Consider the following 26,437-nt stretch of genomic DNA (forward strand, 5'->3'; position numbering starts at 1 on the left):
CCGCCCCACCCCGTACGGGGTGGGGCGGCGGGCCCGTCGGTCTGCCGGGCGGGATCACTTGCGGTAGCCGCGCAGGGCGTCCCAGGTGCGGGGACCGGCGATGCCGTCGACGGCGGAGGCGCCGATGTACTTCTTCTGGAACCAGCGGACCGCCGACTGCGTCCCCGCGCCGTAGATCCCGTCCACGGCGAGGGCCTTGCCGTGCGTCTGGTAGTAGGTGGTGGTGCCGTTGATGAGGGCCTGGATCTCCTTGACGTGGGCGCCGGTGGAGCCGCGCTCGGCCCAGGTCTTGCCGTAGTGGTAGTGGCAGGTGAGGCCGATGGTGGACTGGGTGTAGCACTTCTTCGGGGCGGCGGCGGTGGCGGCGGGTGCGGCGGTCACGGCCCCCGCGAGGAGGGCGGCGGAGGCGGTCAGCAGGGCGAGGGTGCGGCGGCGGAGCGTCATGGTGTCCCCATCGGATCGGTGTGGCGTGCGGTGACTGCCCCGTCAGACTCCGGGAGGCGGACCTGCGGTGGCCAGCGTTCCGGGCGCGGGTGGGAGATCGTGGGCCGTCCCAGGGGCTGACCTGCGGGGATGCGAGGGGGAGGGAGGGTCCCGGGGGCCGGGTGGGATGGACCGCCGGTGCGGCGCGGGCGATACGGCGTACCGGTGGCTGTGGTGGGTGTCGCGGGTGGCGAGGGCTGTGGTGGCGGAGCCGTGGGTGCCGCCGTCGTGGCCCCCAGACCTCGGTGCCGCAGGGGAGGTTCTGCCACATGCGGTCGTGGCCGTGGCGGAGTGGGGCGGGGGGAGGGGGGAGGGACCGGTGCGAGTGGCCGGGAGACTGCGGGGGCGGCGGGGCCGAGGGGCGGTTTTCAGCCTCGCCCGGCCGTACTCGCGGGGGGCATGACACCACGGCCCGGCCCGGCGGCCCAGCGGTTTCCCGTGACCCCTCCACCCCCCTCACGGAAGCGGCACATGTGGACCGCCGGGACCGTCCGAGGGAGCGGAAGCGACCGTTCCCCCTGACGTGGACCTGTCCATCTATGGGCGGGTAAGGCGTCGATGACGCATGGCGGAATCCCGCCAGCTTCCCCACCAGGCCCGGGCAACTCTCCCCAAACAACGGCCACTTACGCAAAGCTGACCGGTCATCCGGCACCGAAATCCGGACCCTTTCTTCCACATACAGGGATGCTGATGACCTCCGAATCCCCGCAGGTGCCCATATCGGGCGCCAGACGGGCCGCACGCGTCGCCGTGGCGGCCGGCCTGGTGGCCGCCCTCTGCGCCGGCGCACCGCTGCCCATGGCCTTCGCCTCCGACGAGCCGGCCCCCGCGCCGACCGTCAAGAGCGCCGCCGACAAGCTCGGCTCCGCCGACGCCGAACGCCTCGCCGAGGCCAAGGCCGACGGCGACAAGAACGTCACCATGATGATCGCCACCCAGCCGGGGAAGACCACCGAGGTCGCCGGCAAGCTGAAGGCGGTCAAGGGCGGGTCGGTGGGCAAGACCCACGACAAGCTCGGGTACGTCCGGGCGACCGTCCCCACCGGCCAGGCCGACGCCGCCATCAAGGCGGCGGCCAAGCTCTCCGCCGTCCACGGGATCGACCTGAACCAGGAGATCCAGCTGGACGACCCGACGCCCGCGGGCGACCGGGCCAAGGGCGCCAAGAGCGCCGCCGGCGACAGCGACGACTTCTACGGGGCGCCGGGCGCGAAGACCCCGGCGAAGAACCCGTTCAACCCGTCCTTCGAGACGGGCGCGGTCGAGTTCGTCGAGAAGAACCCGAAGGCGGACGGCCGGGGCATCACCATCGGCATCCTCGACTCGGGCATCGACCTGGGCCACCCGGCGCTGCAGAAGACCACCACGGGCGAGCGCAAGATCACCGACTGGGTGACCGCGACGGACCCGATCGTGGACGGCGACAACACGTGGCGCCCGATGGTGGACGCGGTCTCCGGGCCGGCCTTCACCTACAAGGGCCGTACGTACAAGGCCCCGGCCGGTTCGTACAGCGTGAGCCTCTTCGCGGAGGCGGCCTCCAAGGGCGGCGACGCCGACGGCGACCTCAACCGCGACGGCGACACCACGGACACCTGGGGCGTGCTCTACGACGCCAAGACCGGCACGGTCCGCGTCGACCTGAACGACAACGGCGACTTCACCGACGACGAGGTGCTGCGGCCGTACAAGGACAAGTTCCAGGTCGGCTACTTCGGCAAGGACGACCCGAAGACCGACGTGGTCGAGCGGATCCCCTTCGTGGTGGAGCTCCGCAAGGGCGTCCCCATGGACCCGTACGGGGGCAGCTGGGTCGGCAAGAAGGCCGACTTCGTCAACATCGGCATCATCGAGGGCTCGCACGGTACCCACGTCGCGGGCATCACCGCGGCCAACTCGCTCTTCGGCGGCAAGATGAACGGCGCGGCGCCCGGCGCCAAGCTGGTCTCCTCGCGCGCCTGCACCTGGAGCGGCGGCTGCACCTCCGTCGCGCTGACCGAGGGCATGATCGACCTCGCCGCCAACCGCGGCGTGGACATCATCAACATGTCCATCGGCGGCCTCCCGGCGCTCAACGACGGCAACAACGCCCGCGCCGAGCTGTACACCCGCATCATCGACGCGTTCGGCGTGCAGCTCGTCATCTCGGCGGGCAACAGCGGCCCCGGCGCCAACACCATCGGCGACCCCAGCCTCGCCGACAAGGTCATCTCCGTCGGCGCGACCATCTCCAAGGAGACCTGGCTCGCCAACTACGGCTCCGAGGTCCGCAAGCCGTACGCGATGATGCCCTTCTCCTCACGCGGGCCGCGTGAGGACGGCGGCTTCACGCCGACCCTCTCCGCGCCCGGCGCGGCCATCAACACCACCCAGACCTGGGTCCCGGGCGGCCCGACGCTGGAGGCCGGTTACGACCTCCCCGCCGGCTACTCGATGCTCCAGGGCACCTCGATGGCCTCCCCGCAGGCCGCCGGCGCCTCCGCGCTGCTGCTCTCCAAGGCGAAGCAGCAGGGCATCGACCTGACCCCGGCCAAGCTGCGCTCCGCGCTCACCTCGACCGCCACCCAGATCGACGGCGTCCAGGCGTACGAGCAGGGCGCCGGCCTGATCAACATCGTCGACGCCTGGAAGCAGATCAAGAAGCAGGACGGCGACACACACGAGTACACCGTGCGCGCCCCCGTCGACACGGCCATCGACGAGCTGCTGAAGGACCCGGGCCACGGCACCGGCGTCTACGACCGCGAGGGCGGCCTGAAGGTCGGCAAGAAGCGGCTGTACGACATCACCGTGACCCGCACCACCGGTCCCAAGAAGGCCGTCACCCACAAGCTGGGCCTGCTCAACAACCACGACGAGACGTTCAAGCTGGTCGGCGGCAAGAAGGTCGACCTCAAGCTGGACAAGCCGGTCACCCTGACGGTCTCCGCCAAGGCGGCCACCAAGGGCCTGCACTCGGCGATCCTGACCGTGGACGACCCGTCCACCCAGGGCACCGACCAGCAGATCATGACGACCGTGGTCGCCGCGGACGAGCTGGCCAAGCCGTCCTTCACGGTGAAGAAGTCGGGCGAGGTCGACCGCAACGAGACCCGCTCCTACTTCGTGGAGGTGCCCGAGGGCGCCAAGTCGCTGGAGGTCTCCCTCGGCGGCCTCTTCGGCAAGAGCCAGGTCCGGTTCATCGCCATCCACCCCTACGGCGTCCCGGTCGACTCGACCTCGACCCCGGACTGCTACAACAACTACAACGACGGCAACGGCTGCCGCCCCGACCTGCGCTCCTACACCGACCCGGCCCCCGGCGTCTGGGAGATCGAGGTCGAGGCGCGCCGCACCTCGCCGCTGCTGCGCAACCCGTACCAGCTGGAGGTGTCGCTGCTCGGCGTCGCCTTCGACCCGGCGGTCCAGACCGTCCCCGAGGCCAAGGTCGGCACCCCCGCCCCGGTCGAGTGGACGATCACCAACGAGAACGCCGCGCTGGAGGGCAAGCTCAAGGGCGGCCCGCTCGGCTCCTCGCTGAGCAAGCGCCCCGAGATCAAGAACGGCGAGGCCCAGACCAGCGAGATCACCGTCGGTGAGGGCGTCGAGCGCCTCGACATCGCCATCGGCAGCGTCTCCGACGTCGCCGCCGACCTGGACCTGGCCCTCTACGACGAGGAGGGCAACCAGGTCGCGCAGACCGCCGACGGCGACTCCGAGGAGGCCCTGTCGGTCGCCAAGCCGAAGCCGGGCACGTACACCGTCGAGGTCTACGCCTACTCGGTCCCGGCCGGGACCACCGCGTACGACTACCGCGACGTGTACTTCTCCGCCGCCCTCGGCGAGGTGAAGGTCGACACGTCGAAGACGGTGAAGCTCGCCACCGGCGCCTCCGCCCAGATCGCCGCCGAGGTCCTGGTCGCCGCTCCGGCGCCCGAGGGCCGGAAGTTCTTCGGCGAGGTGCAGGTGCTGAACGCCAAGGGCACCGCCGCGGGCAGCGGCAGCGTCGAGATCGGCAAGGTCACCGAGTGACCCCGGGCCGCCGGCGACGCGCCCCCACCCACCCGGGCGCGGCACCGGCGGCCACCGCCCGCACCGCCGGAGAGGCCGCGTGAACGGCTGAGCCCGGTGCACGCGGGCACGGGATCGGGGCGGGTTCCCCCGGGAGCCCGCCCCTTCCGCGTACCCGGCGCCCCTCCCCCTTCGGACTCCTGCGGCCGAGTGGGACATGCGTCACAGAAAATCGGGACGAAAGCGGGCAGGATGGCAGATCGACCCGGCCGTGCCGCCCACCAGGCGGACGATCGCGTCCCATCCCCCGGACAAAGGATTGGACAAGAGTGTCCTGGTCATACGCATCATGGGCAGGCTGTCGCATCATGGGCGGGCTGCCCACTTCGTACGTCCGGCGGGCGCCCGCCGGTGAGCCAGACTGAAGGAGTCACAGTGCGGGTCGGAATCGTCGGAGCCACCGGTCAGGTCGGCACGGTCATGCGCAGAATCCTCGCCGAGCGGAACTTCCCCGTCTCCGAGCTGCGGCTGTTCGCCTCGGCCCGCTCCGCCGGCTCGACGATCGAGTGGCAGGACAGCGAGGTCACCGTCGAGGAGGCCTCCACCGCCGACTACTCGGGCCTGGACATCGTGCTCTTCTCGGCCGGTGGCGCCACCTCCAAGGCGCTCGCCGAGAAGGTCGCCGCCCAGGGCCCGGTCGTGATCGACAACTCCTCCGCCTGGCGCCGCGACCCCGAGGTCCCGCTGGTCGTCTCCGAGGTCAACCCGCACGCGATCGCGGACCGCCCCAAGGGCATCATCGCCAACCCGAACTGCACCACCATGGCGGCCATGCCGGTACTGCGCCCGCTGCACGACGAGGCCGGTCTCGAAGCCCTCGTCGTCGCCACCTACCAGGCCGTCTCCGGCTCCGGCCTGGCCGGCGTCGCCGAGCTGCACGGCCAGGCGCAGAAGGTCGTCGCCGAGGCCGACCAGCTCACCCACGACGGCGCCGCCGTGGACTTCCCGGAGCCGGGCGTGTACACCCGCCCCATCGCCTTCAACGTGCTGCCGCTGGCCGGCGCGATCGTGGACGACGGCTCCTTCGAGACCGACGAGGAGCAGAAGCTCCGCAACGAGTCCCGCAAGATCCTGGAGATCCCCGAGCTGAAGGTCTCCGGCACCTGTGTGCGCGTGCCGGTCTTCTCCGGCCACTCCCTCCAGATCAACGCCCGTTTCGCCCGCCCGCTGAGCGTCGAGCGCGCCACCGAGCTTCTGAAGGGCGCCGAGGGCGTCGAGCTCTCCGAGATCCCCACCCCGCTCCAGGCCGCCGGCCAGGACCCGTCCTACGTGGGCCGCATCCGGGTGGACGAGACCGTGGAGAACGGCCTCTCGCTCTTCGTCTCCAACGACAACCTGCGCAAGGGCGCCGCGCTCAACGCCGTCCAGATCGCCGAACTGGTCGCCGCCGAACTGAAGGGCTGACGCCGCCGCGCGGGCCTGCCGCGCGCCGCGTACCGCTCGCCGGAGGGCGGGCACCGATATCCGGTGCCCGCCCTTCCCCGTACCCGGGCCGCCCGTGGAAGGATGAGCGAAACGTCACCATCGGCGTACCCATCGAAGGAGATGACCGCGTGCCTGGCACGAATCTGACCCGTGAAGAGGCGCAGGAGCGGGCGCGCCTGCTGACCGTGGACGCGTACGAGATCGAGCTGGACCTCTCGGGCGCCCAGGAGGGCGGCACGTTCCGCTCGGTGGCCTCGGTGCGCTTCGACAGCGCCGAGGCCGGTGCCTCGACCTTCGTCGACCTGATCGCCCCGGCCGTGCACGAGGTCGTCCTCAACGGCACCGCGCTCGACGTCGCCGCCGTCTTCCGCGACTCCCGGATCGCCCTCGACGGCCTCCTCCAGGGCCGCAACGAGCTGCGGGTCGTCGCCGACTGCGCCTACACCAACACCGGCGAGGGCCTGCACCGCTTCGTCGACCCGGTGGACGAGCAGGCGTACCTGTACACCCAGTTCGAGGTGCCGGACTCGCGGCGGGTCTTCGCCGTCTTCGAGCAGCCCGACCTCAAGGGCACCTTCCGCTTCACCGTGACGGCGCCCACCGGCTGGACGGTGATCTCCAACTCGCCGACGCCCGAACCCGACGGCGACGTCTGGCGGTTCGAGCCGACCCCGCGCATCTCCTCGTACATCACCGCGCTGATCGCCGGTCCGTACCACGCGGTCCACTCGGTCTACGAGAAGGACGGGCAGCGCGTGCCGCTCGGCATCTACTGCCGCCCCTCGCTCGCCGCGCACCTCGACGCCGACCACATCTTCGACGTCACCCGGCAGGGCTTCGACTGGTTCCAGGAGAAGTTCGACTACGCCTACCCGTTCGCCAAGTACGACCAGCTCTTCGTCCCGGAGTTCAACGCGGGCGCGATGGAGAACGCGGGCGCGGTCACCATCCGCGACCAGTACGTCTTCCGCTCCAAGGTGACCGACGCGGCGTACGAGCGGCGCGCGGAGACCATCCTCCACGAGCTGGCCCACATGTGGTTCGGCGACCTGGTCACCATGGAGTGGTGGAACGACCTGTGGCTGAACGAGTCGTTCGCCACCTTCACCTCGGTCGCCTGCCAGGCCGCCGCGCCCGGCTCGCGCTGGCCGCACTCCTGGACCACCTTCGCCAACGCCGAGAAGACCTGGGCGTACCGGCAGGACCAGTTGCCCTCCACGCACCCGATCATGGCCGAGATCAACGATCTCGACGACGTGCTCGTCAACTTCGACGGCATCACCTACGCCAAGGGCGCCTCGGTCCTCAAGCAGCTCGTCGCCTACGTCGGCGAGGACGAGTTCTTCGCGGGCGTGCAGGCGTACTTCAAGCAGCACGCCTTCGGCAACACCAAGCTCACCGACCTGCTCGGCGCCCTGGAGAAGACCTCCGGCCGCGACCTGTCGACCTGGGCCAGGAAGTGGCTCCAGACCGCCGGGATCAACGTGCTGCGCCCGGAGATCGCCACCGACGCGGACGGCACGGTCACCTCCTTCGCGGTCCGCCAGACCGCGCCCGCGCTGCCCGCCGGCGCCAAGGGCGAGGCCGTGCTGCGTCCGCACCGCATCGCCATCGGCTCCTACGACCTGGACGAGGCGGGCCGCCTGGTGCGCACCGGCCGGACGGAGCTGGACGTCGACGGCGAACTGACCGAGGTCCCGGAGCTGGTGGGCGCCCGCCGCCCGGCCGTCTTCCTCCTCAACGACGACGACCTGTCGTACGCCAAGGTCCGCCTCGACGAGGACTCCCTCGCCGTCGTCACCGCCCACCTGGGCGACTTCGCCGAGTCGCTGCCGCGCGCCCTGTCCTGGGCCTCCGCCTGGGACATGACCCGCGACGGGGAGCTGGCCACCCGCGACTACCTCGACCTGGTGATCTCCGGCATCCCCAAGGAGAGCGACATCGGCGTGGTCCAGTCGCTCCAGCGGCAGGTCCGGATGGCGATCGAGCAGTACGCCGACCCGGCCTGGCGCCCGGACGGCCTGGCCCGCTGGACCGAATTCGCCCTGGAGCAGCTGCGCGCGGCCGCCCCGGGCAGCGACCACCAGCTCGCCTGGGCCCGGGCCTTCGCCGACACCGCCCGTACCGACACCCAGCTCGACCTGCTGGAGGCGCTGCTCGACGGCGGCGAGACCATCGAGGGGCTCGCCGTCGACACCGAGCTGCGCTGGGCGCTGCTGCACCGCCTGGCCGCGACCGGCCGCGCGGACGAGGGCGCGGTCGACGCGGAGCTGGCCCGGGACCGCACGGCCGCCGGTGAGCGGCACGCCGCCTCGGCGCGCTCGGCCCGGCCGACCGAGGAGGCCAAGGCCGCCGCCTGGGCGTCGGTGGTGGAGTCGGACAAGCTGGCCAACGCGGTCCAGGAGGCCGTCATCGGCGGCTTCGTCCAGTACGACCAGCGTGAGCTGCTGGCGCCGTACACCGCGAAGTACTTCGCGGCCGTCAAGGACGTGGCCGCCAGCCGCAGCCACGAGATGGTCCAGCAGATCGTGGTGGGGCTCTACCCGGCGCTCCAGGTCTCCCAGGAGACGCTGGACGCGACCGACGCCTGGATCGCGGCCAACGACCCGACCCCGGGCCTGCGCCGCATGATCACCGAGTGCCGGGCCGGCGTCGAGCGCGCCCTGCGCGCCCGCGAGGCGGACGCGGCGGCCGGCCGCGCCTGACCGCCTCTCCCCCGCCGTACGCGAACGGTCCCGCCCGCCCCTTGTCGCAAGGGGCGGGCGGGATCGTCGTCCGTACGGGGAGCTGCCTCAGCCGGCCAGGCGCCGGAACCGGTCGGCGAGGGCGGCGGCCCCGGCCTCGGTCAACTCGCCGTGCAGCCGCATCCGGGCGACGCCGCCGTCGGGGAAGGCGTCGAGGCGGACGTGGGTCGCGGTGGCCGGGGCGGCCAGGCGGAAGCGGTGCGGGGTGTCGGGCTGGAGCCGGGTGCGCGGCAGGATCTCGTACCACTCGCCGTCCTCACCGTCCCGGGCGCTGAGCGCGACCCAGCCGGCCGAGTTCCCCTTGAGGTAGGCGGTGTCGATCTCCACGGCACGGATCACGCCCTGCGCGGCCAGCCGGAACCGCACCCAGTCGTTGGTCTCGCGGACACGGCGGCGCCGGTTCTCCCAGCCGTCGTCCATCTTCCGCGAGGTGCCCGGGAGGATGATCTGCGTCGGCGAGGAGTAGAACCGGTCGGAGGCGTCCTCGTACACGCCGCCGTTGAGTACGGAGGCGAGGTCCACGGTGCCGAGCAGGCCGAGCCACTCCGGGTCGGGGACGACCTCGCCGTAGACCCGCAGGCGGGCGATGCCGCCGTCGGGGTGCTGGCAGAGGCGGAGGTGGGTGAAGCGGCGCTCCACGCCGAAGGCGAAGCCGTTGGCGGCGTGGCCGAGGACCGGGGTGGGCGGCAGCAGCTCCTCCCACTTCACGTCGGAGGCGAGCAGCTCCTCGGGGCCGGGGTTGCCCTCGACGGCGGTGGCCTGGAGGGAGACGCGCTGCGGGTAGTTGCCCCGGAAGTGCGCGGTGTCGACCACCACACCCTTGACGACGCCGGGCGCGCCGAGCCGGATCAGCGCCCAGTCGTGCTCCTCGGGCGCCGGGAACGGCGTGTCCGGGCCCGCGCCGCGCCGACGCCGGGTCTCCCACCCGTCCATGACCTTGCCCTTGTGCCCGAAGTGCTCCGGGTCGAAGACGGCCCGCTCCCGCACCAGCAGGTTCTCCCGCTGCGCGAAGAACTCGTCGTTGGCCGCGATCACCCCGGCCCCCAGCCGCCGGTCGGCGAGATCGACCAGATCGGTGGCGGAGAAGTCGACTCCGTGGGTGCGGTAGTCGCCGTACGGGTCACCGCCGGGGTACGGGGCGGCGTCGTTGGCGTGCGGGTCGTCGGCTTGGGCGTCCTGGCTGTCCGGGGTGGCGGGGTGTGTGGTCATGCGTCGACTGTGGCAGGGAATGAATGCTCGCGTCCATCGAAACTTTCCGATGGGAATATTCGGCTGAACTGAATGGTCGCGGTGGTCTCTGACGAGCCTCTCGGCGCGCACCCCTCTGACGAGGCTGTCCAGGGCGCGGCCCAGGAAGTAGCCCGCGCCCGAGCGAATACGCCCCTGCCGCCCGAAGCGGATGGCTCGCGACCGGCCCTCATGGGCCCGCCACCTCATCCGCGAGCAGGGCCCTCAAGCGCCTCACCTCCACGACCAGGCGTGGCACGGCCTCCCGCGCCATGGCGATGAAGGACGCGTTCTCGTCCCGACTCCCCCTGCGCGGCGCCCTGCCTGCGCCCCCATACGGTGTGCGGTGCCCGGGTGCCGCCTTCCGGCCGGGGAGCGAACGGAGAGTCAGGCCGCCTCGCCGGTACTCGCGCGCAGCGCGGCCAGGACGCGGGCGACCGCGCCGCCGCCCTGTTCGGCGCCCCGGCGGACGGCGGCGATGACGTGGCGGCGGGGCCGGTCGGCCTCCAGCGGGCGGATGACGACGCTCCCCGGGGTGTGCTCCGAACTGACCATGCGCGGCACCAGGGCGACGCCGAGACCCGCCCCGACCAGCGCCAGGATGGCGGGCCAGCCCGTCGCGGTGTGGGCCTGCTCCGGGCGGAACCCGGCGGCCTCGCAGGCGGCACGGGTGATGTCGGACCAGGGGCCGTCGGCGCCGTAGATCCAGGGTTCGGCCGCCAGGTCGGCGAGGCGGAGGTCCGGTGCGTCGGCCAACGGGTGGGTGCTGGACAGCGCCACGTCCAAGGGGTCGGCGAGCAGCGGGACGCGGGTGAAGCGGGAGTCGCGGACGGTCGGCGCGTGGGCGGCCAGGGAGAGCGCCAGGTCGACCTCACCGGCGGCGAGCAGGTCGTACGCCTCCCCCGCCTCGGCCTCGCGGACGCGGAGTTCCAGGCCAGGGGCCTCCTCGCGCAGGCGCGTGACGAGGGGGACGACGAGGGCGGCGACCGCCGTGGAGAAGGCGCCGACCCGGACCTGGCCCGCGTCGCCGCGGACGTGGGCGGCGAGGTCGGCGTCGGCGCGCTCCAGCTGGGCGAAGACCTCGTCGGCGTGGCGCAGGACCAGGTGGGCGGCGTCCGTGAGGCGGACGCGGCGGCCGTGTGCCTCCAGGAGCGGGACGCCCAGTTGGCGGGCGAAGTTCGACAGCTGCTGGGAGACCGCCGACGGCGCCATCAGCAGGGCTTCGGCTGTCGCCGTGACCGTGCCGTGCTGGTGCAGGGCACGCAGAATTCTCAGTTTGCGGAGGTCCCATTCCGGGGCGGGCGGCGCCATGTCCGGCACCTTACGCCTGGCCTCCCCTGCCGCCGGGCTGCCCTTCTGCCTGGGCGCCGCTCGCCCGTGCCAGTCACCGATTGGCCTCAAACGCCGGCCGGGCTATGAGTCTCGCGGTTCGTCCCCCGCGTGGGGCGGGCGGGGCCGCACCGGGGTACCTCCTCACAAACTGCAAGGTGCGGGGTCAGTCGCCTCAAGGCGGCCGAGTGTGCAGTTTGCTGCGGGGGCACCCCGGCACGACCCCGCCCTCCCGTCTCGTCGGCGTCGTCCCGCCGGTGGGAAGGAAAGACACGGCCGTCACTCATTGATCTCTGTGACCAGCAGGAGCGACGACCGTGGTGACTGTGGAGGACCGAGTTATCGGGGACGGCCCCATCCCTCCTCCGGCGGTTGGCCGCGTACGAGACCGTGGGGTGGGGTCGTGCCGGGGTGCCCCCGCAGCAAACTGCACACACGGCCGCCATACTCCGACTGGCCCCGCACCATGCAGTTTGTGAGGAGGTACCCCGGCGCGGCCCCACCCCACCCAGGCACCGGAGAAACCGCGAACCTGACAGCCCGGCCGGCGCTTGAGGCCATCGGTGACCGGCACGGTCGAGACGGGCAGAAGCCAAAACACAGCCCGGCCGGCGCTTGAGGCCACCGACAGGCGCCGCCGGACGAGGCGCAGCAAAAGACCAGCCCGGCCGGGGCGGAGGCCACCGAGCCGGGCCGGCAAGTGAGGTCAGGAACTCTTGCGGGACTTGTCCGTGACCATGACGAGCCCGGCGATCACCAAGAACAGCACGATCGGCAGGGCGACGTAGAGCCCAAGGGTCTCCACCACGCTCAGACCGGCACCGGGGTCGTCCCCGTCATCGCGCGTCAGCGCGAGCGCGGGGGACGTCATGAGCAGCGTCGTCAGCGTCGTACCGGCGACCACCGCACCGGCGCGCAGAGAGTTCTTCTTGTCCACGGTCCCAACGTAGCGAACGCCTAGACGGGCCGCGCGTCCGGGGGTGCCGTACGGGCCACCGGGGCCGGTGCCTGGTCCTCGGTGGCGACGGTGCGCAGCAGGCGGGCGAGGCGTGGTGAGGCGGTGAGCTGCTCCAGGGTGACGGGGCGCCCCTGGGCGTCGGCGATCGGCAGCCGCCAGTTGGGGTACTGGTCCCAGGTGCCCGGGAGGTTCTGCGGGCGCCGGTCGCCGGTGCCGTCGGGGAGCCAGACGCCGACCATGCGGGCCGGGGTGCGGAGCAGGAAGCGGTGGACGGCGAGGACGGCGGCCTCCTCGTCGGGGGCGGCGCCGGGCGCGTGGGCGCCGGGGGCGGCGCCCATCAGGCCGAGGCCGTCCAGGACGGTGAGCCAGGTGGCGGTGTCGGCGGCGGCCTCGGCCTCCTCCTCGGCGAGGGGCCGGGTGAGCAGCCCGAGCCGGTGGCGGAGGCGGACGTGGTCGCCGGTGAGGCGGGAGGCGGTGGAGGGCAGGTCGTGGGTGGTGGCGGTGGCGACGCAGGAGGCGCGCCACGCCTCGGCGGGCAGCGGCAGACCGGAGCCGTCCCAGTCCCGCTCGAACCAGAGCACGGAGGTGCCGAGCACGCCGCGCCGCTGGAGCGCCTCGCGGACGCCCGGCTCGACGGTGCCGAGGTCCTCGCCGATGACGACGGCGTCGGCGCGGTGGGCCTCCAGGGCGAGGACGGCGAGCATCGCCTCGGCGTCGTAGTGGACGTAGGTGCCGTCGGTGGGCGGGGCGCCGACGGGCACCCACCAGAGCCGGAAGAGGCCCATGACGTGGTCGATGCGCAGGGCGCCGGCGTTCCGCAGCAGGGAGCGGAGCAGGTCGCGGTAGGGGGCGTAGCCGCTCTCGGCGAGGCGGTCGGGGCGCCAGGGTGGCAGGCCCCAGTCCTGGCCGAGGGCGTTGAAGGCGTCGGGGGGCGCGCCGACCGACATGCCCGCGGCGAAGACGTCCTGCTGGGACCAGGCGTCGGAGCCGTCGGGGTGGACGCCGACGGCCAGGTCGTGGACGAGGCCGACGGCCATCCCGGCGTCGCGGGCGGCGCGCTGGGCGTCGGCGAGCTGGGTGTCGGCGTACCAGACGAGGCGGCGGTGGAAGTCGACGCGGGGGGCCAGCTCGGTGCGGGCGGCGGCGGTCTGCGGGGAGCGCGGGTCGGCGAGCGGGGCGGGCCAGTCGGACCAGCGCGGGCCGTGGCGTTCGCTGAGGGCGGCCCAGGTGGCGTGGTCGGTGAGGGCCTGGCCATGGGCGGCGGTGAAGTCGTCGAAGGCGGCCTGGCGGCCCGGCGAGAGCGGTACGGCGCAGAGGTGTTCGAGCGCTTCGCGCTTCAGCTCCCAGACGGCGTCGCGGTCGATGAGGGCCTCGCCGGACAGGACCTGGGCGCGCACCTCGGCGGCGCGGCGCAGCAGCCCGTCGAGGTGCGGGCGGACGTCGGCGGTGAGCGCGGTGTACTCCTCGATCGCCTCGACGCGCAGGTGGACCGGGTCGGGGAAGCGCCGGGAGGACGGACGGTACGGCGAGGGGTCGGTGGGGGCGCCGGGGACGGCCGCGTGCAATGGGTTGACCTGGACGAAACCGGCCCCGTGGACGCGCCCGGCCCAGGCGGCGAGGTCGCCGAGGTCGCCGAGGTCGCCCATGCCCCAGGAGCGGTGCGAGAGCAGCGAGTAGAGCTGGACGAGCAGACCCCAGGTGCGGCCCTCGGGGCCTCGGACGTGGTCCGGGGCGATGACGAGGTGGCTGGTGGCGGTGCGGCCGTCGGGGGTGGTGGCCTCGACGCGGTGGACGCCCAGCGGTACGGCCCACAGGACGTCGGCGGCCGGGGGGAGGGCGCTGTTCGGCGGGGGCGGCGGCGCGGTGGCGGCCGGGACCAGGGGGACGGTCCAGTTCCAGGCGGGCGGTGGCGCGTCTCCGGCGGGGGCGGCGCGGCGGGCCGCCGCGCCCGCGTCCCGGCCGCCCGCGGACGCGGGGCGGGCCGGGACGGGACTCGGGTCGCGGGTGAGGCGGACCCGGGTGCCCGGGGGCAGGGCCGCCAGCTCGGGTGCGGTGCGGGGGTCGGCCGACGGGGCGGCGGACCGGAGCACCACGGTGGGCGGCAGCAGGCGGGCGGCCTGTCCGGCTTCGGCTTCCTCCAGGGCGGTCCGGATCGCTTCGGGGCTGCTCGCGTCGACGCCGAGGGCGGCCAGGGCGGCCACGACGGCGGATTCGGCGGCCGGAACGGTGCGGTCCGGAGAGGGGGAGTAAGAGGTGGCGACACCATGGAGCTCGGCGAGCCGGGACAGGGCCAATTCAGCCTCCTGAGGAAACCGCTCCGAGCAGGGCGTCCTCCGCGACGACGGCGGCGGCCGCGGCCGGCTCGCTGGTCAGCGGGGCGGTGTCGGGCAGGGGTGGTTCGCTGGTGAGCGGCGCGGCGTCGGCCAGCGGCGGCTCACTGGTGAGGGGCGGCTCGGAGAGTCCGTAGGCGCAGGAGCCTTCGAGGCCGGAGTCGGGGTGGGACACCAGGGAGTAGTCGACGGTGTCGGGGTCGAAGGGGTCGTCGGGTCGGCCGGCGAGGGTGGTGGGGCTGGGAATCGCCGGGAGGTCGTGCAGTTCCGGACGTTTGGAAAGGGCGGACAGAAGCAGGTGTGCCGATGCGGCCACGGGGGCCTCCTTGGTCGCGGGTGCGAAGCACGGTCACGGCAGCCCTACCCAACTTGTCCCGACGCAGACGTGCGCGTTCGGCCAACGTGTTCCGGGTCACATTGTGCGCGGTGGGCGGGAGATCGCGAGGGGGCGCGCCCGGGGGACGCACAATGGACGGGCCGCCGGGGCACGCCGGGGGCCGGTTTCGGCCGTTGACACCGTCCGCCGGGAGTGATGGGCTTCCTTGCCGTCCGGTGCTCCGCCGGAACACGCTTCCTGATTACGCGTGCCCCCTCGAGCCCGCGCCACACCTCGCGCGCCATACTCCTTCTGGCCCCGCCCGTCCCCGCCGCCCGTTGGGAGAGGACCCGTGCAGCTCCGCCGCAGGAAGACCGCCGCCGCTCTGGCGGTGGCCGTGATCGCCGGAGCGCTGGGGGGCGCCCCGGGCGCCCTGGCCGCTCCGCCCGCCCCGGACCCGGCCACCGCGGCCGACGAGACCCCGGACGACGCCGAGGGCGAGGCCGCCGGGCTGCCCGCCGTATGGCCGCGCCCGCAGTCCGTGCGGGCCGCCGACGGCCGGGTGGCGCTGGGGACGCGGGTGGTGCTGGTGGCACCGCCGGGCACCGACCCGTCCGCGCTGGACGCGCTGCGGGAAGTGCTGCGCGAGGCCGGTGTCCGCGACATCGCCGAGGCCGGCACCGAGGACGAGGTGCCCGCCGGGGCCACGCCCGTGGTACGGGTCGGCGGCGACGCCTTCGCGAAGCCTGGCGCGAGCGCCCCCGGGCTGGAGAAGTCCCTGCGTGAGCTGGGGGCGAGCGCCCGCGACGATCCGCCGTCCGGCGGCTACCGGCTGGCGGCGGGTCAGGCCGGGGGCAGGCCGACGGTGGCGATGGCCGGGGTGGGCGAAGATGGCCTGTTCCATGCGGTGCAGACGCTGCGTCAGCTCGTCCGCGACGGCGTGGTGCCGGGTGTGGTGGTCCGCGACTGGCCGGGCACGCCGGTGCGTGGCCTCTCCGAGGGCTTCTACGGCACGCCGTGGTCGACCGCCCAGCGGCTGAGCCAGCTGGACTTCCTGGGCCGCACCAAGCAGAACCACTACCTGTACGCGCCGGGCGACGACACCTACCGCCAGGCCCGCTGGCGCGAGCCGTACCCGGCCTCGCAGCGGGCGGCCTTCCGCGCGCTGGCGGAGCGGGCCCGGGCCAACCACGTGACGCTCGGCTGGGCGGTGGCGCCGGGGCAGGCGATGTGCCTCTCCTCCGAGGACGACGTGAAGGCGCTCAACCGGAAGATCGACGCCATGTGGGCGCTGGGGGTGCGCGCCTTCCACCTCCAGTTCCAGGACGTGTCGTACAGCGAGTGGCACTGCGGTGACGACGAGGCGGAGTTCGGCTCGGGCCCGGCCGCCGCGGCCCGCGCCCAGGCGCGGGTGGCCAACGCGGTCGCCGCGCACCTGGCGGAGCGCCACCCGGGTTCGCGGCCGCTGGCGCTGATGCCGACGGAGTACTACCAGAAGGGCGCGACCGAGTACCGGCGCGAGCTCGCCTCCGAGCTGGACGCCGACGTGCAGGTGGCGTGGACCGGGGTCGGCGTGGTGCCCCGCACCATCACCGGCCGGGAGCTGGCGGGCACCCGCGAGGTGCTCGACCACCCGCTGGTCACCCTGGACAACTACCCGGTCAACGACTACGCGCAGGACCGCATCTTCCTCGGCCCCTACACGGGCCGCGAACCGGCGGTCGCGACCGGCTCGGCGGCGCTGATCGCCACCGCGATGGAGCAGCCCGCCGCCTCCCGCATCCCGCTCTTCACCGCGGCGGACTACGCGTGGAACCCGAAGGACTACCGGCCCCAGGAGTCCTGGCAGGCCGCCATGGACACGCTCGCCGGGGACGACCCGAAGACCCGCGAGGCGGTCCGGGCGCTGGCCCGTAACACCGCCTCCTCGGTGCTGGGCGCCGACGAGTCGGCCTACCTGCGGCCGTTGCTGGCGAAGTTCTGGGCGACCCGCGCGGACGCGGCGCGGGCGGCCGGGCGGCCCGGCACCGAGGCCGGGGACGGGGCCGCGCGCGCCGCCAAGGAGCTGCGCGCCGCCTTCTCGGTGATGCGGGCGGCCCCGGACCGGCTCGCCGACGGCGCCCCCGCCGGCCTCGGCGACGAGGTGCGGCCCTGGTCGGAGCAGCTGGCGCGGTACGGGCAGGCCGGGGAACTGGCGGTCGACCTGCTGGCGGCCCAGGCGCGCGGTGACGGCACCGCCGCCTGGCACGCCGAGCGGGCGCTGCGGGCGGTCCGCGCGGACACCGCGCAGAGCAAGGTGACAGTCGGCGAGGGCGTCCTCGACCCCTTTCTCGACCAGGTGGTGAAGACGGCCGACAGCTGGCACGGCACGGTCGGCGGCGACGGCGAGAAGGTCGCGGACACCGGCTCCGCGTACACGGTGGCGCTGCCCCGGGTGCGGCCGCTGGCCGGGGTGACGGTGCGGACCGACCCGGGCGTCTCCGGGGTGGTCGAGGCGCGGGTGCCGGGCAAGGGCTGGCAGCCGGTGACCCGGCTGGAGCCGGGCGGCTGGACCGACGTGGAGAGTTCGGGCCTGCGCGCCGACGCCCTGCGGGTCTCGGGCCCCGAGGCCGAGCGGGTCGACCGGCTGGTGCCCTGGTACGAGGACGGCGCCGAGGCGGGTCTGCGCCTCGGCCGGGGCGAGGCGGACGCCGAGATCGGCGGCCGGGTCAGCGAGGTGACGGCGCGGCTGACGGCCCACCGGCCGGGCACCGTGCGCGGCGCGCTGCGCGCGAAGACCCCGAAGGGCATCGAGGTCTCCGCCCCCGAGGAGTCCGTGCTGCCGCGCGGCACCGAGGTGCGCATCCCGGTGTCGGTGCGGGTCGCCGAAGGGGTGCGCCCGGGGAGCTACGAGGTGCCGGTGGAGTTCGGCGGCCGCTCGGCGACGCTGACGGTCCGGGCGTTCCCGCCCACCGAGGAGACGGACCTGGTCCGCTCCGGCAAGGCGTCCTCGTCGGCCGACGAGACGGAGGACTTCCCGGCCGGGGCGGCGGCCGACGGCGACCCGGAGAGCCGCTGGTCCTCCCCCGCCGAGGACAACGCCTGGTGGCAGACGGAACTGCGCGAACCGGCCCGGGTCGGCCGCGTGGAGCTGCACTGGCAGGACGCGTACGCCGCCGCCTACCGCGTGCAGGTCTCGAAGGACGGCCGGGTCTGGCGGACGGCGGCGACGGTGAAGGATGGCAAGGGCGGCCGCGAACGGGTCGGCCTGGACGCGAAGGACGTGCGGTTCCTGCGCGTCCAGGGCGACAAGCGCGCCACCGAGTACGGCTACTCCCTCTTCTCGGTGGAGGCGTACGCGGTCGCGGAGAAGGAGAAGGAGCAGCAGAAGCCCGGCCGCGGCTAGCAGGTCTCAGGCGGGCCCTCACTCACTCCCACTCGACGGTGAGCTTCGCCTCCGCCCCCGTACGCAGGAAGAGGTACGCGGTCGAGGCGGGCGCGTCGGCGAGGCGCAGCCGGAGCTGGGTCGGGCCGGTGCGGTTGACCTCGGTGAAGGCGGTCGAGTCGGCGCTGCCGGAGGTGAAGCGGGCCAGTTCGGCGGCGCCGGAGGCGGTGGCGGGCGCGGCCCAGTCGTCGGCGGCGGTGGCACAGCTCGCGCCGAAGCATCCGCTGCGCACGTCGATCAGCAGCCGGTTCCCGCCGGCCCACGGGTCACCGCTGCCACTGGCCCTGCTGACGGTGACGTAGGCCCGGGTGACGGTGGCGTCGTCAGGCACGGCGGAGGTGTCGAAGGAGAGCAGCGTCCGGTTGTGCTGCCCGTCGGTCCCCCGCCCGACGGCGGCGCCCATGGTCCCCTCCAACGCCCCGACGGCCGCCCCGGCCCCGCTCGCGGACGCCTTCACGTACCCGTCGTCGGCGGCGGTGCTGGGGATGACGGCCCGCTGGGCAGGGGTGCCCGGGTCGGTGCCGCCGCCGTCCTCGGCCAGGCCCCAGAAGTGCCCGATGTGGTAGGCCGCGCAGATGCCGGCGTCGAGGATGTACGCCCCGGCCGTGCCGCACTGTTCGCCGCCGCTGCCCGGGTCGACGGGCTGCCCGTGCCCCATCCCGGTGATCGTGTACGTCTCGACGACGGCCCGCCCGCCACCGTCCCGGTAGACGGCGTGCGGGAAGCCGCCCACGGTGTCGGTGGCGTCCGGCGTGGTGTCGGTGCCGTGCACGGCGGTCCACTGCTCGACGGTCTCGGTGAGGTTGGCCGGGACCACGGTGGTGTCCGCCGTCCCCTGCCAGACGGAGACCGTGGGCCAGGGCCCGGTGTGGCCCGGGTGGGCGTCGCGCACCTTGGCGGCCCAGGCGGCCGGGGTGAGGTTGCTGCCCGGGTTCATGCAGGAGTACGCGGCGACGACGCTGGTGGCGCAGGCGTAGGGCAGCCCGGCGACAGGGGCGCCGGAGGCGAAGACGTCCGGGTAGGCCGCGAGCATCACGTTGGTCATGGCGGCCCCGGCGGACAGCCCCGTGGCGTGCACCCGCGCCGGGTCGCTCCCCACGTCCGCCTTCATCCGGTCCGTCATCTGCTTGATCGACAGTGCCTCACCGGCATCCCGCCGGATGTCCCCCGCCTCGAACCAGTTGAAGCAGCTGTTCAGGTTGTTGGCCGACTGCTGCTGCGGCAGCACCAGCGCGAACCCCCACTGGTCGGCCCATTTCGTCCACCCGGTCTCGTCGTCGAACCCGCCCGCCGACTGCGTACACCCGTGCATCGCCACCACCAGCGGCCGCCCCGCGGGCAGGCCGTCGGGCACGTACCGGAACATCCGCAGGTTGCCCGGATTGCTCCCGAACCCGGTGACCTCGGTGAGCGAGGCGGCCCGAGCCGACGCACTGAACGAGACGGGCCCCACCACCCCCACCAGAGTGACCAGCAAGGCCCCCGACACCACCCCGACCAGCGACCGCCGGACCTCCCAGCGACCACGCACCCATGACAGCGACATCCCGGCTCCCTCGTCTCCCCCGCATCCCGGTGGGGCGGGTCCCTGCGGCTCTGGAAGTACTGACGAGCGACGCTAGGCCCCACACCACCCCCAGAGGGACAGTGCGGCACCCCATGAGAAGCAGGACCGCACTGGTCCACCACCCCATTTACGCCCGCCCCATCCCACCCACCACCGGCGGACAGCCGCCGACGAGACGGGACGGCGGGGACGTACCGGGGTACCCCCGCCCGCGCCACCCCGCGCACCTAAGAGCCCGGCCGGCGCTTGCGGCCATACCTTGGACCCGCGCGGTCAAAAGACAGCCCGGCCGGCGCTTGAGGCCATCAGTGACCGGCACCGGAAAGCGAGGCCCAGCCAAAAGACAGCCCGGCCGGCGCTTGAGGCCATCCCTGACCGGCACGGTCGAGCCGCGGCCCAGCCAAAAGACAGCCCGGCCGGCGCTTGAGGCCACAGCCAGCCGCCGACCCCAGGTCAGGCCCCGGCCCGAGCAGCCCGCACAGCAACACCCCCACCCTCCCCGCCAGCCCCTTCGATGCGCGCCAGCGCATCATCCCCTCCGAACGGCTGGAGATAAGGCAACCACCGCGGATCCCGGTGCCCGGTCCCGATGATCCGCCACGCCAGCCCGGTGGGCGGCGCCGGCTTGTTGCGCAGGCGCCAGCCCAGCTCCATGAGGTGCCGGTCGGCCTTGACGTGGTTGCACCGCCGGCAGGAGGCGACGACGTTGTCCCACACGTGCCGCCCCCCGCGGCTCCGCGGGATGACATGGTCGACGCTGGTGGCGACACCCCCGCAGTACACGCACCGCCCGCCGTCCCGGGCGAAGAGCGCCCGCCGCGTCAGCGGCACGGGCCCCCGGTACGGCACCTTCACGAAGCGCTTCAGGCGAACGACGCTCGGCGCGGGAACGGTGCAGCTCTCGCTGTGCAGAAAGGCGCCGGATTCCTCCAGGCAGACCGCCTTGTTCTCCAGCACGAGCACGAGTGCGCGGCGGAGCGGTACGACGCCGAGTGGCTCGTAGGACGCGTTGAGGACCAGGACGTGCGGCACGTGTGCCTCCTTGTACGCCGGCGGCGCGTGGCTCGCGCCGGGACGATCTGTTTCAGTTTCCCCTCACGCCTGGTGGAAGCGCCACCATGTCCGGGTAACGGGGTGAGGGGGTTTTTCCGCCACCGGACCCCGCGGGCCCCGGGAGACGGCGGTGACCTGCGGTGCGGGCGCGCGGACGGCCGGAGCGGGGACGCGGTGTGCCGTCGGCCACACCGATGGCGGGGCGCGCGGGCAGCGCCGCAGGCCGGGGGTGGTGCGCGGGCGGCGGAGGCCCGGCGCAGGAGTGAGGGGCCGTTAGTGTGGAGAGGCCGTCCACACCGTCTTCACCCCGCCGCACCACGCGGTGGGGCCGCGTACTCCCGTGGGCGGCCAGTCGTCGCCCGGAGGTACCCCGTGTTCCCATCCGCACCGGCCGCAGGCCGGGAGGACACCGTCACGCTCGAAGAGGCCCAGGAACGGGCCACCGACGCGGCGGGCTGGGTGTCGGAGAACTGGTCGACCTGGCTGGAGACCGGGCTGCGCATCCTGCTGGTCATCGTCGTGGCGGCGGCGCTGCGGGTGATGATCCGCAAGACGATCACCAACCTCATAGACCGGATGAACCGGACCGCCTCGGCGGTGGACGGCACGGCGCTCGGCGGGCTGCTGGTCAACGCGGAGCGGCGGCGGCAGCGGTCGCAGGCGATCGGCTCGGTGCTGCGGTCGGTGGCCTCGTTCCTCATCGTGGGCACGGCCGCGCTGATGATCCTCGACACCTTCAAGATCAACCTGGCGCCGTTGCTCGCCTCGGCCGGTGTCGCCGGTGTCGCGATCGGTTTCGGCGCGCGCAACCTCGTCACCGACTTCCTCTCCGGCGTCTTCATGATCCTGGAGGACCAGTACGGGGTCGGCGACACCATCGACGCGGGCGTCGCCTCCGGCGAGGTGGTCGAGGTCGGCCTGCGCGTCACCAAGCTGCGCGGCGACAACGGCGCCATCTGGTACGTCCGCAACGGCGAGGTCAAGCGGATCGGCAACCTCAGCCAGGGCTGGTCCACGGCCGCCGTCGAGGTCACCGTCCGCGCCGACGAGGACCTCGACAAGGTCCGGGAGACGCTGACCGAGGTGGGCGCGCAGATCGCCAAGGACGAGCCGTGGAACGAGCGGCTCTGGGGCCCGGTCGAGGTGCTGGGCCTGGACTCGGTCCTGCTGGACTCGATGGTGGTGGGCGTCTCCGCCAAGACCATGCCCGGCCAGGGTGTCTCCGTCGAGCGCGAGCTGCGCTGGCGGATCAAGAAGGCCTTCGACGCGGCGGGCATCTCCATCGTCGGCGGCCCCCTGGAGGCGTCCGAGGAGGCGGCGGCCGACCTGGCGGCCGGTGTCGCCGCGCCCTCCGCCTACGCCTCGGCGACCTCGCCCCAGTCGCTGGCCGCCTCCCCGATCCCGCCGCCCGTGGCGGGTCCGAAGCTCGGGAAGTAGTCCACCGCGCCCGCCCCGTCCCCGGTCTGGGGGCGGGGCGGCGGCATGTGCGGAGGGTTGCCCGGCGGGGCGCGGATCGGTAGGTTCCCCGACTGGCAGGAAAGTTTCCTGTCAGTCTTCCGGGTCGTGGACGGCCCGGCTCGGCGGACGGTTCCGGAGGCGGGCGGGCGGATGGTGGCGGGGACTCCCCGGGTACTGCGGGTGATGAACGAGCGGGCCGCGCTGGAGCTGCTGACCGAGCACGGCGCCCTCTCCCGGGCCCGGCTCGGCGCCCTGACAGGCCTCTCCAAGCCGACCGTCTCGCAGCTCCTGGCCCGCCTGGAGGCGGCCGGCCTGGTCGGCCCCGCGGGCACGGACGAAGGCAGGCCGGGCCCCGGCGCGCGGCTGTACGCGCTGCGCGGCGAGGTGGCGTACGTGGCGGCGCTCGACGTGCGCCCCGGACGGATCCGGGCGGCGGTCGCCGACGTCACCGGCACCGTCCTGGCCACCCACACGCTGGCGACCCCCGCCCGCCCCGGCCCCGGCGGCGTCGCGGCCCAGCTCACCGAGGCCCTGGACGGCGCGTCGGACGCCGCCGGGGTGGCGCGGGCGGCCCTGCGCCGGGTGGTGGTCGGCACGCCGGGCGCCTTCGACCCGCGCACCGGACGGCTGCGGTACGCGGGACACCTGGCCGGCTGGCACTCCCCGGGGCTGCTGCCCGAGGTGGCCGCCGCCCTGCATCCCGTACCGGTCGAGTACGAGAACGACGTGAACCTCGCCGCCGTCGCCGAGCGGCGCCTCGGCGCGGCCCGCGGCCACGAGGACTTCGTCCTGCTCTGGAACGGCACGGGACTGGGCGCCGCCCTGGTCATCGGCGGCCGCCTGCACCGGGGCTGGACCGGCGGCGCGGGCGAGATCGGCTTCCTGCCCGTCGCGGGGACGCCGCTGGTGCGCGGGGTGGCCCGGTCGGGCAGCGGCGGCTTCCAGGAGCTGGCCGGAGCGCAGGCGCTGGCCGGGCTGGCGCGAGAGCTGGGGGTACCGGTGCCCGAGGTGCCGGAGGGCCCCGACGGCGGCGGGCCGGACGGTGAGGCCGTCGCGGCGGCGCTGCTGCGGGCGGCCGCCGAGGCGTACGCGCGGCCCGGCGGCGGCCCGGTACCGGGTGGGGCCGGGGGCGATCCGGCCCCGGAGGCGTTCTCGGTGCATGTCGGCCCGGCGGCGCTGCTGCGGGCGTACGCCGTGCGGCTGGCCACCGGGATCGCCTCGCTCGTGGCGGTGCTGGACCCGGCGGTGATCGTGCTGACCGGCCGGGTGCTGGCCGCCGGGGGCGAGCCGCTGCTGCGGATGACCGAGGAGGAGCTGGCGGAGCTGGCGCCGTCCCGGCCCCGGCTGCTGGCGGGCGAGGTGACCGGCGACCCGGTGGTGCGTGGGGGCCTGGAGGTGGCGCTGGCCGCCGTCCGCGACGAGGTCTTCGACACCGGGGCGCTCTGAGCCCGCCGGGTCCCTGCCGTGGCGTACCCGGCGCGCGCCGTTCTCCCGATTCCCCGAGCTGGTTCACCGACGTACCGAAGGAGCGACAGCGATGAAGCTGACCGTCGTGGGTGGCGGGTCCACCTACACCCCCGAACTGATCGACGGGTTCGCCCGGCTGCGGGACACCCTCCCGCTCACCGAGCTGGTCCTGGTCGACCCGGACGCCGGACGGCTGGAGCTGGTCGGCTCCCTGGCCCGGCGGATCTTCGCCCGGCAGGGCCACCCCGGCACCATCACCACCACCGGCGACCTGGACGCGGGGGTGGAGGGCGCCGACGCCGTGCTGCTCCAGCTCCGGGTGGGCGGCCAGGCCGCCCGGCAGCGGGACGAGAGCTGGCCGCTGGAGTGCGGCTGCGTCGGCCAGGAGACCACCGGCGCGGGCGGGCTCGCCAAGGCGCTGCGGACCGTCCCCGTCGTCCTGGACATGGCCGGGCGGGTACGGCGTACCAACCCGGACGCGTGGATCATCGACTTCACCAACCCGGTCGGCATCGTCACCCGCGCCCTCCTCCAGGCCGGTCACAAGGCGGTCGGGCTGTGCAACGTCGCCATCGGCTTCCAGCGGAAGTTCGCCCGGCTCCTCGACGTGGCGCCCGCCGACGTCCACCTCGGCCACGTCGGTCTCAACCACCTCTCCTGGGAGACCTCGGTCCGCATCGGCGGCCCGGCGGGCGAGGACGTCCTGCCGCGCCTGCTCGCCGACCACGGCGACGCCGTCGCCGCCGACCTCCACCTGCCGCGCCCGCTCCTGGACCGGCTCGGCGTCGTCCCCTCCTACTACCTCCGGTACTTCTACGCCCACGACGAGGTGGTGAACGAGCTGCGCACCGGCCCGTCGCGCGCCGAGAAGGTCGCGGCGATGGAGCGGGAGCTGCTGGAGCTGTACGCCGACCCGGCACTCGACGAGAAGCCCGAGCTGCTGTCCCAGCGGGGCGGCGCCTTCTACTCGGAGGCCGCCGTCGACCTGGCCGCCGCCCTGCTCGGCCGCGGCGGCAGCCCCCTCCAGGTGGTCAACGCCCGCAACGACGGCACGCTCCCCTTCCTCCCCGACGACGCGGTGATCGAGGTCCAGGCCGAGGTCGGCCCCGAGGGTGCCCGCCCGCTCGCCGTCCCGGCCCTCGACCCGCTGCACGCCGGACTGGTCTCGCACGTCACCGCGTACGAGGACCTGGCCTTGCGGGCAGCGCTGGAGGGCGGCCGCGACCGCGTCTTCGCCGCGCTCCTCGCCCACCCGCTGATCGGCCAGTACGACCGCGCCGACACCCTCACCGACCTGCTGCTCGCCAACAACCGGGAGCACCTGCCGTGGGCGTGAACGGGGCGGTGCTCGCCATCGACGCGGGCAACAGCAAGACCGACGTGGCCGTGGTGACGGCCGACGGCGAGGTGGCGGGCACCGCGCGGGGCGGCGGCTTCCGGCCACCCGCGACCGGCGTCGAGCGTGCCGTGGACACGCTGGCCGAGGCGGTCGGGCGGGCACAGGAGGCCGCCGGGCACCTGCCGGTCGGGCAGGTGTCGGCGTGCCTCGCCAACGCCGATCTGCCGGTGGAGGAGGAGCAGCTTGCCGCCGCGATAGCCGAGCGCGGCTGGGGGGCGGCGGTCGAGGTCCGCAACGACACCTTCGCGGTGCTCCGCGCCGGCCTGCTGGAGGACGCCGAGCCGCGCGGCGTCGCCGTCGTCTGCGGCGCGGGCATCAACTGCGCCGGCATGCTCCCCGACGGCCGGACCGCCCGCTTCCCCGCCCTCGGCCGGATCTCCGGCGACTGGGGCGGCGGCGGTGGCCTCGCCGAGGAGGCCCTGTGGCACGCGGCCCGCGCCGAGGACGGCCGCGGCGAGCCGACCGCCCTGGCGAAGGCGCTGCCCGCGCACTTCGGACTGGGCTCGATGTACGCCCTGATCGAGGCGCTGCACCTGGGGCGCGTACCGGCGGCCCGTCAGCAGGAGCTGACCCCCGTGCTGTTCACCGTCGCCGAGGCGGGGGACGCGGTGGCGGCGGGGCTCGTCGGGCGGCTGGCGGAGGAGGTGGCCACCATGGCGACGGTCGCCCTGGACCGCCTCGACCTGCTCGGCACCCCGGCGCCGGTCCTGCTGGGCGGCAGCGTGCTGGCCGCGCGCAGGCCGGGGCTGGACGCCGGGGTGCGTGACGCGCTGGCCCGCCGCGCCCCGCACGCCGAGCCGCGTGTGGTGACGGCGGCGCCGGTGCTGGGGGCGGCGTTGCTGGGGTTGGACGCGGTGGGGGCCGGGGCGGGGGCTTATGAGCGGGTGCGGGAGCGGTTCGGGTGAGAGGGGAGGCCCCCTGGCGGCTGGTTGGGCTTCCCTCAGGGGAGTTGAGACTCCGGATGACAGGGGCCCATGGGACTTCCGGCCACCTTGCCGGACTCTCGGCAGCTGGCGGGAAGCGGTAGTTGGGCAGGGTGAATCCGCAGGTGAGGGAGGCTGCTCCCCCCGCGAGCCGGGACGCCCCCAGCCTCTCCCCCGACGCCCCCGCGTCGGTCAGCGCACCCGCCTGTGCGGCCCCCTGCCGCACCCTCGGGAACCGATCCCCCGCCCGGCGCGTATTGCAGGAGAAGCCCGTCAGCGCG

The 26,437-nt window shown here is 74.1% G+C and carries 16 protein-coding genes; 8 read left to right on the top strand and 8 right to left on the bottom strand.

What is annotated here, in order from left to right; translation table 11 throughout:
* Nucleotides 1-54: 54 nt before the first annotated feature.
* On the bottom strand, nucleotides 55-444 hold the full coding sequence (locus ACFWMZ_RS11865) for a peptidoglycan-binding protein (RefSeq protein WP_383178889.1): 390 nt from the start codon (nucleotides 442-444) through the stop codon (nucleotides 55-57).
* 732 nt (nucleotides 445-1,176) lie between these two features.
* On the opposite strand from ACFWMZ_RS11865, the gene ACFWMZ_RS11870 reads away from it, so the two are divergent.
* The 3 genes from ACFWMZ_RS11870 (at nucleotide 1,177) to pepN (ending at nucleotide 8,666) form a co-directional block, all read left to right on the top strand.
* Entirely contained in the window at nucleotides 1,177-4,497 is a 3,321-nt protein-coding gene (locus ACFWMZ_RS11870; RefSeq protein ID WP_383178892.1) for a S8 family serine peptidase, read from the top strand.
* A 414-nt stretch (nucleotides 4,498-4,911) separates the two neighbouring features.
* Nucleotides 4,912-5,940, top strand: coding sequence for an aspartate-semialdehyde dehydrogenase (locus tag ACFWMZ_RS11875; protein WP_383178895.1), 1,029 nt, complete (start codon nucleotides 4,912-4,914; stop codon nucleotides 5,938-5,940).
* A 149-nt stretch (nucleotides 5,941-6,089) separates the two neighbouring features.
* The gene (pepN, locus tag ACFWMZ_RS11880; RefSeq protein WP_383178898.1) at nucleotides 6,090-8,666 is read left to right on the top strand and encodes an aminopeptidase N; all 2,577 of its coding nucleotides are present in this window, start codon (nucleotides 6,090-6,092) and stop codon (nucleotides 8,664-8,666) included.
* A gap of 87 nt (nucleotides 8,667-8,753) precedes the next feature.
* Here the strand turns inward: pepN and alc are convergent, their stop codons facing one another.
* The 5 genes from alc to ACFWMZ_RS11905 form a co-directional block, all read right to left on the bottom strand.
* Entirely contained in the window at nucleotides 8,754-9,914 is a 1,161-nt protein-coding gene (alc, locus tag ACFWMZ_RS11885; protein ID WP_383201091.1) for an allantoicase, read from the bottom strand.
* Nucleotides 9,915-10,319: 405 nt separating this feature from the next.
* The gene (locus tag ACFWMZ_RS11890) at nucleotides 10,320-11,243 is read right to left on the bottom strand and encodes a LysR family transcriptional regulator (protein ID WP_383178904.1); all 924 of its coding nucleotides are present in this window, start codon (nucleotides 11,241-11,243) and stop codon (nucleotides 10,320-10,322) included.
* Nucleotides 11,244-11,967: 724 nt separating this feature from the next.
* Nucleotides 11,968-12,198, bottom strand: coding sequence for a hypothetical protein (locus ACFWMZ_RS11895; protein ID WP_383178907.1), 231 nt, complete (start codon nucleotides 12,196-12,198; stop codon nucleotides 11,968-11,970).
* Between the two features lie 20 nt (nucleotides 12,199-12,218).
* Entirely contained in the window at nucleotides 12,219-14,513 is a 2,295-nt protein-coding gene (gene malQ, locus ACFWMZ_RS11900) for a 4-alpha-glucanotransferase (protein WP_383178910.1), read from the bottom strand.
* A 1-nt stretch (nucleotide 14,514) separates the two neighbouring features.
* Entirely contained in the window at nucleotides 14,515-14,865 is a 351-nt protein-coding gene (locus tag ACFWMZ_RS11905; protein WP_003948082.1) for a hypothetical protein, read from the bottom strand.
* A 352-nt stretch (nucleotides 14,866-15,217) separates the two neighbouring features.
* Here ACFWMZ_RS11905 and ACFWMZ_RS11910 point away from each other — a divergent pair, with 352 nt between their 5' ends.
* Nucleotides 15,218-18,250 (top strand): beta-N-acetylglucosaminidase domain-containing protein, encoded by a 3,033-nt coding sequence (locus tag ACFWMZ_RS11910; protein ID WP_383201094.1) that lies wholly within the window; start codon nucleotides 15,218-15,220, stop codon nucleotides 18,248-18,250.
* A 22-nt stretch (nucleotides 18,251-18,272) separates the two neighbouring features.
* Here ACFWMZ_RS11910 and ACFWMZ_RS11915 read toward each other — a convergent pair whose 3' ends face one another.
* Nucleotides 18,273-19,835, bottom strand: coding sequence for an alpha/beta hydrolase family esterase (locus ACFWMZ_RS11915; protein WP_383201097.1), 1,563 nt, complete (start codon nucleotides 19,833-19,835; stop codon nucleotides 18,273-18,275).
* Nucleotides 19,836-20,309: 474 nt separating this feature from the next.
* A complete protein-coding gene (locus ACFWMZ_RS11920) occupies nucleotides 20,310-20,888 on the bottom strand; it encodes an HNH endonuclease (protein WP_383178919.1) in 579 nt (192 codons plus the stop codon).
* Between the two features lie 393 nt (nucleotides 20,889-21,281).
* On the opposite strand from ACFWMZ_RS11920, the gene ACFWMZ_RS11925 reads away from it, so the two are divergent.
* From ACFWMZ_RS11925 to ACFWMZ_RS11940, 4 genes are all read left to right on the top strand, one after another.
* Entirely contained in the window at nucleotides 21,282-22,346 is a 1,065-nt protein-coding gene (locus tag ACFWMZ_RS11925) for a mechanosensitive ion channel family protein (RefSeq protein WP_383178922.1), read from the top strand.
* A 171-nt stretch (nucleotides 22,347-22,517) separates the two neighbouring features.
* Nucleotides 22,518-23,813 carry an ROK family protein gene (locus tag ACFWMZ_RS11930; RefSeq protein ID WP_383201210.1) on the top strand — a complete coding sequence of 432 codons (1,296 nt, stop codon included), beginning with the start codon at nucleotides 22,518-22,520 and terminating at the stop codon, nucleotides 23,811-23,813.
* A 91-nt stretch (nucleotides 23,814-23,904) separates the two neighbouring features.
* On the top strand, nucleotides 23,905-25,170 hold the full coding sequence (locus ACFWMZ_RS11935) for a 6-phospho-beta-glucosidase (RefSeq protein WP_383201100.1): 1,266 nt from the start codon (nucleotides 23,905-23,907) through the stop codon (nucleotides 25,168-25,170).
* A complete protein-coding gene (locus ACFWMZ_RS11940; RefSeq protein ID WP_383201102.1) occupies nucleotides 25,161-26,138 on the top strand; it encodes an N-acetylglucosamine kinase in 978 nt (325 codons plus the stop codon). The genes ACFWMZ_RS11935 and ACFWMZ_RS11940 overlap by 10 nt, the downstream gene beginning before the upstream one ends.
* Nucleotides 26,139-26,437: the final 299 nt, after the last annotated feature.

Origin of the sequence: Streptomyces sp. NPDC058373 (genome assembly GCF_042723275.1) — a bacterium.
Taxonomy (GTDB): Bacteria; Actinomycetota; Actinomycetes; order Streptomycetales; family Streptomycetaceae; genus Streptomyces.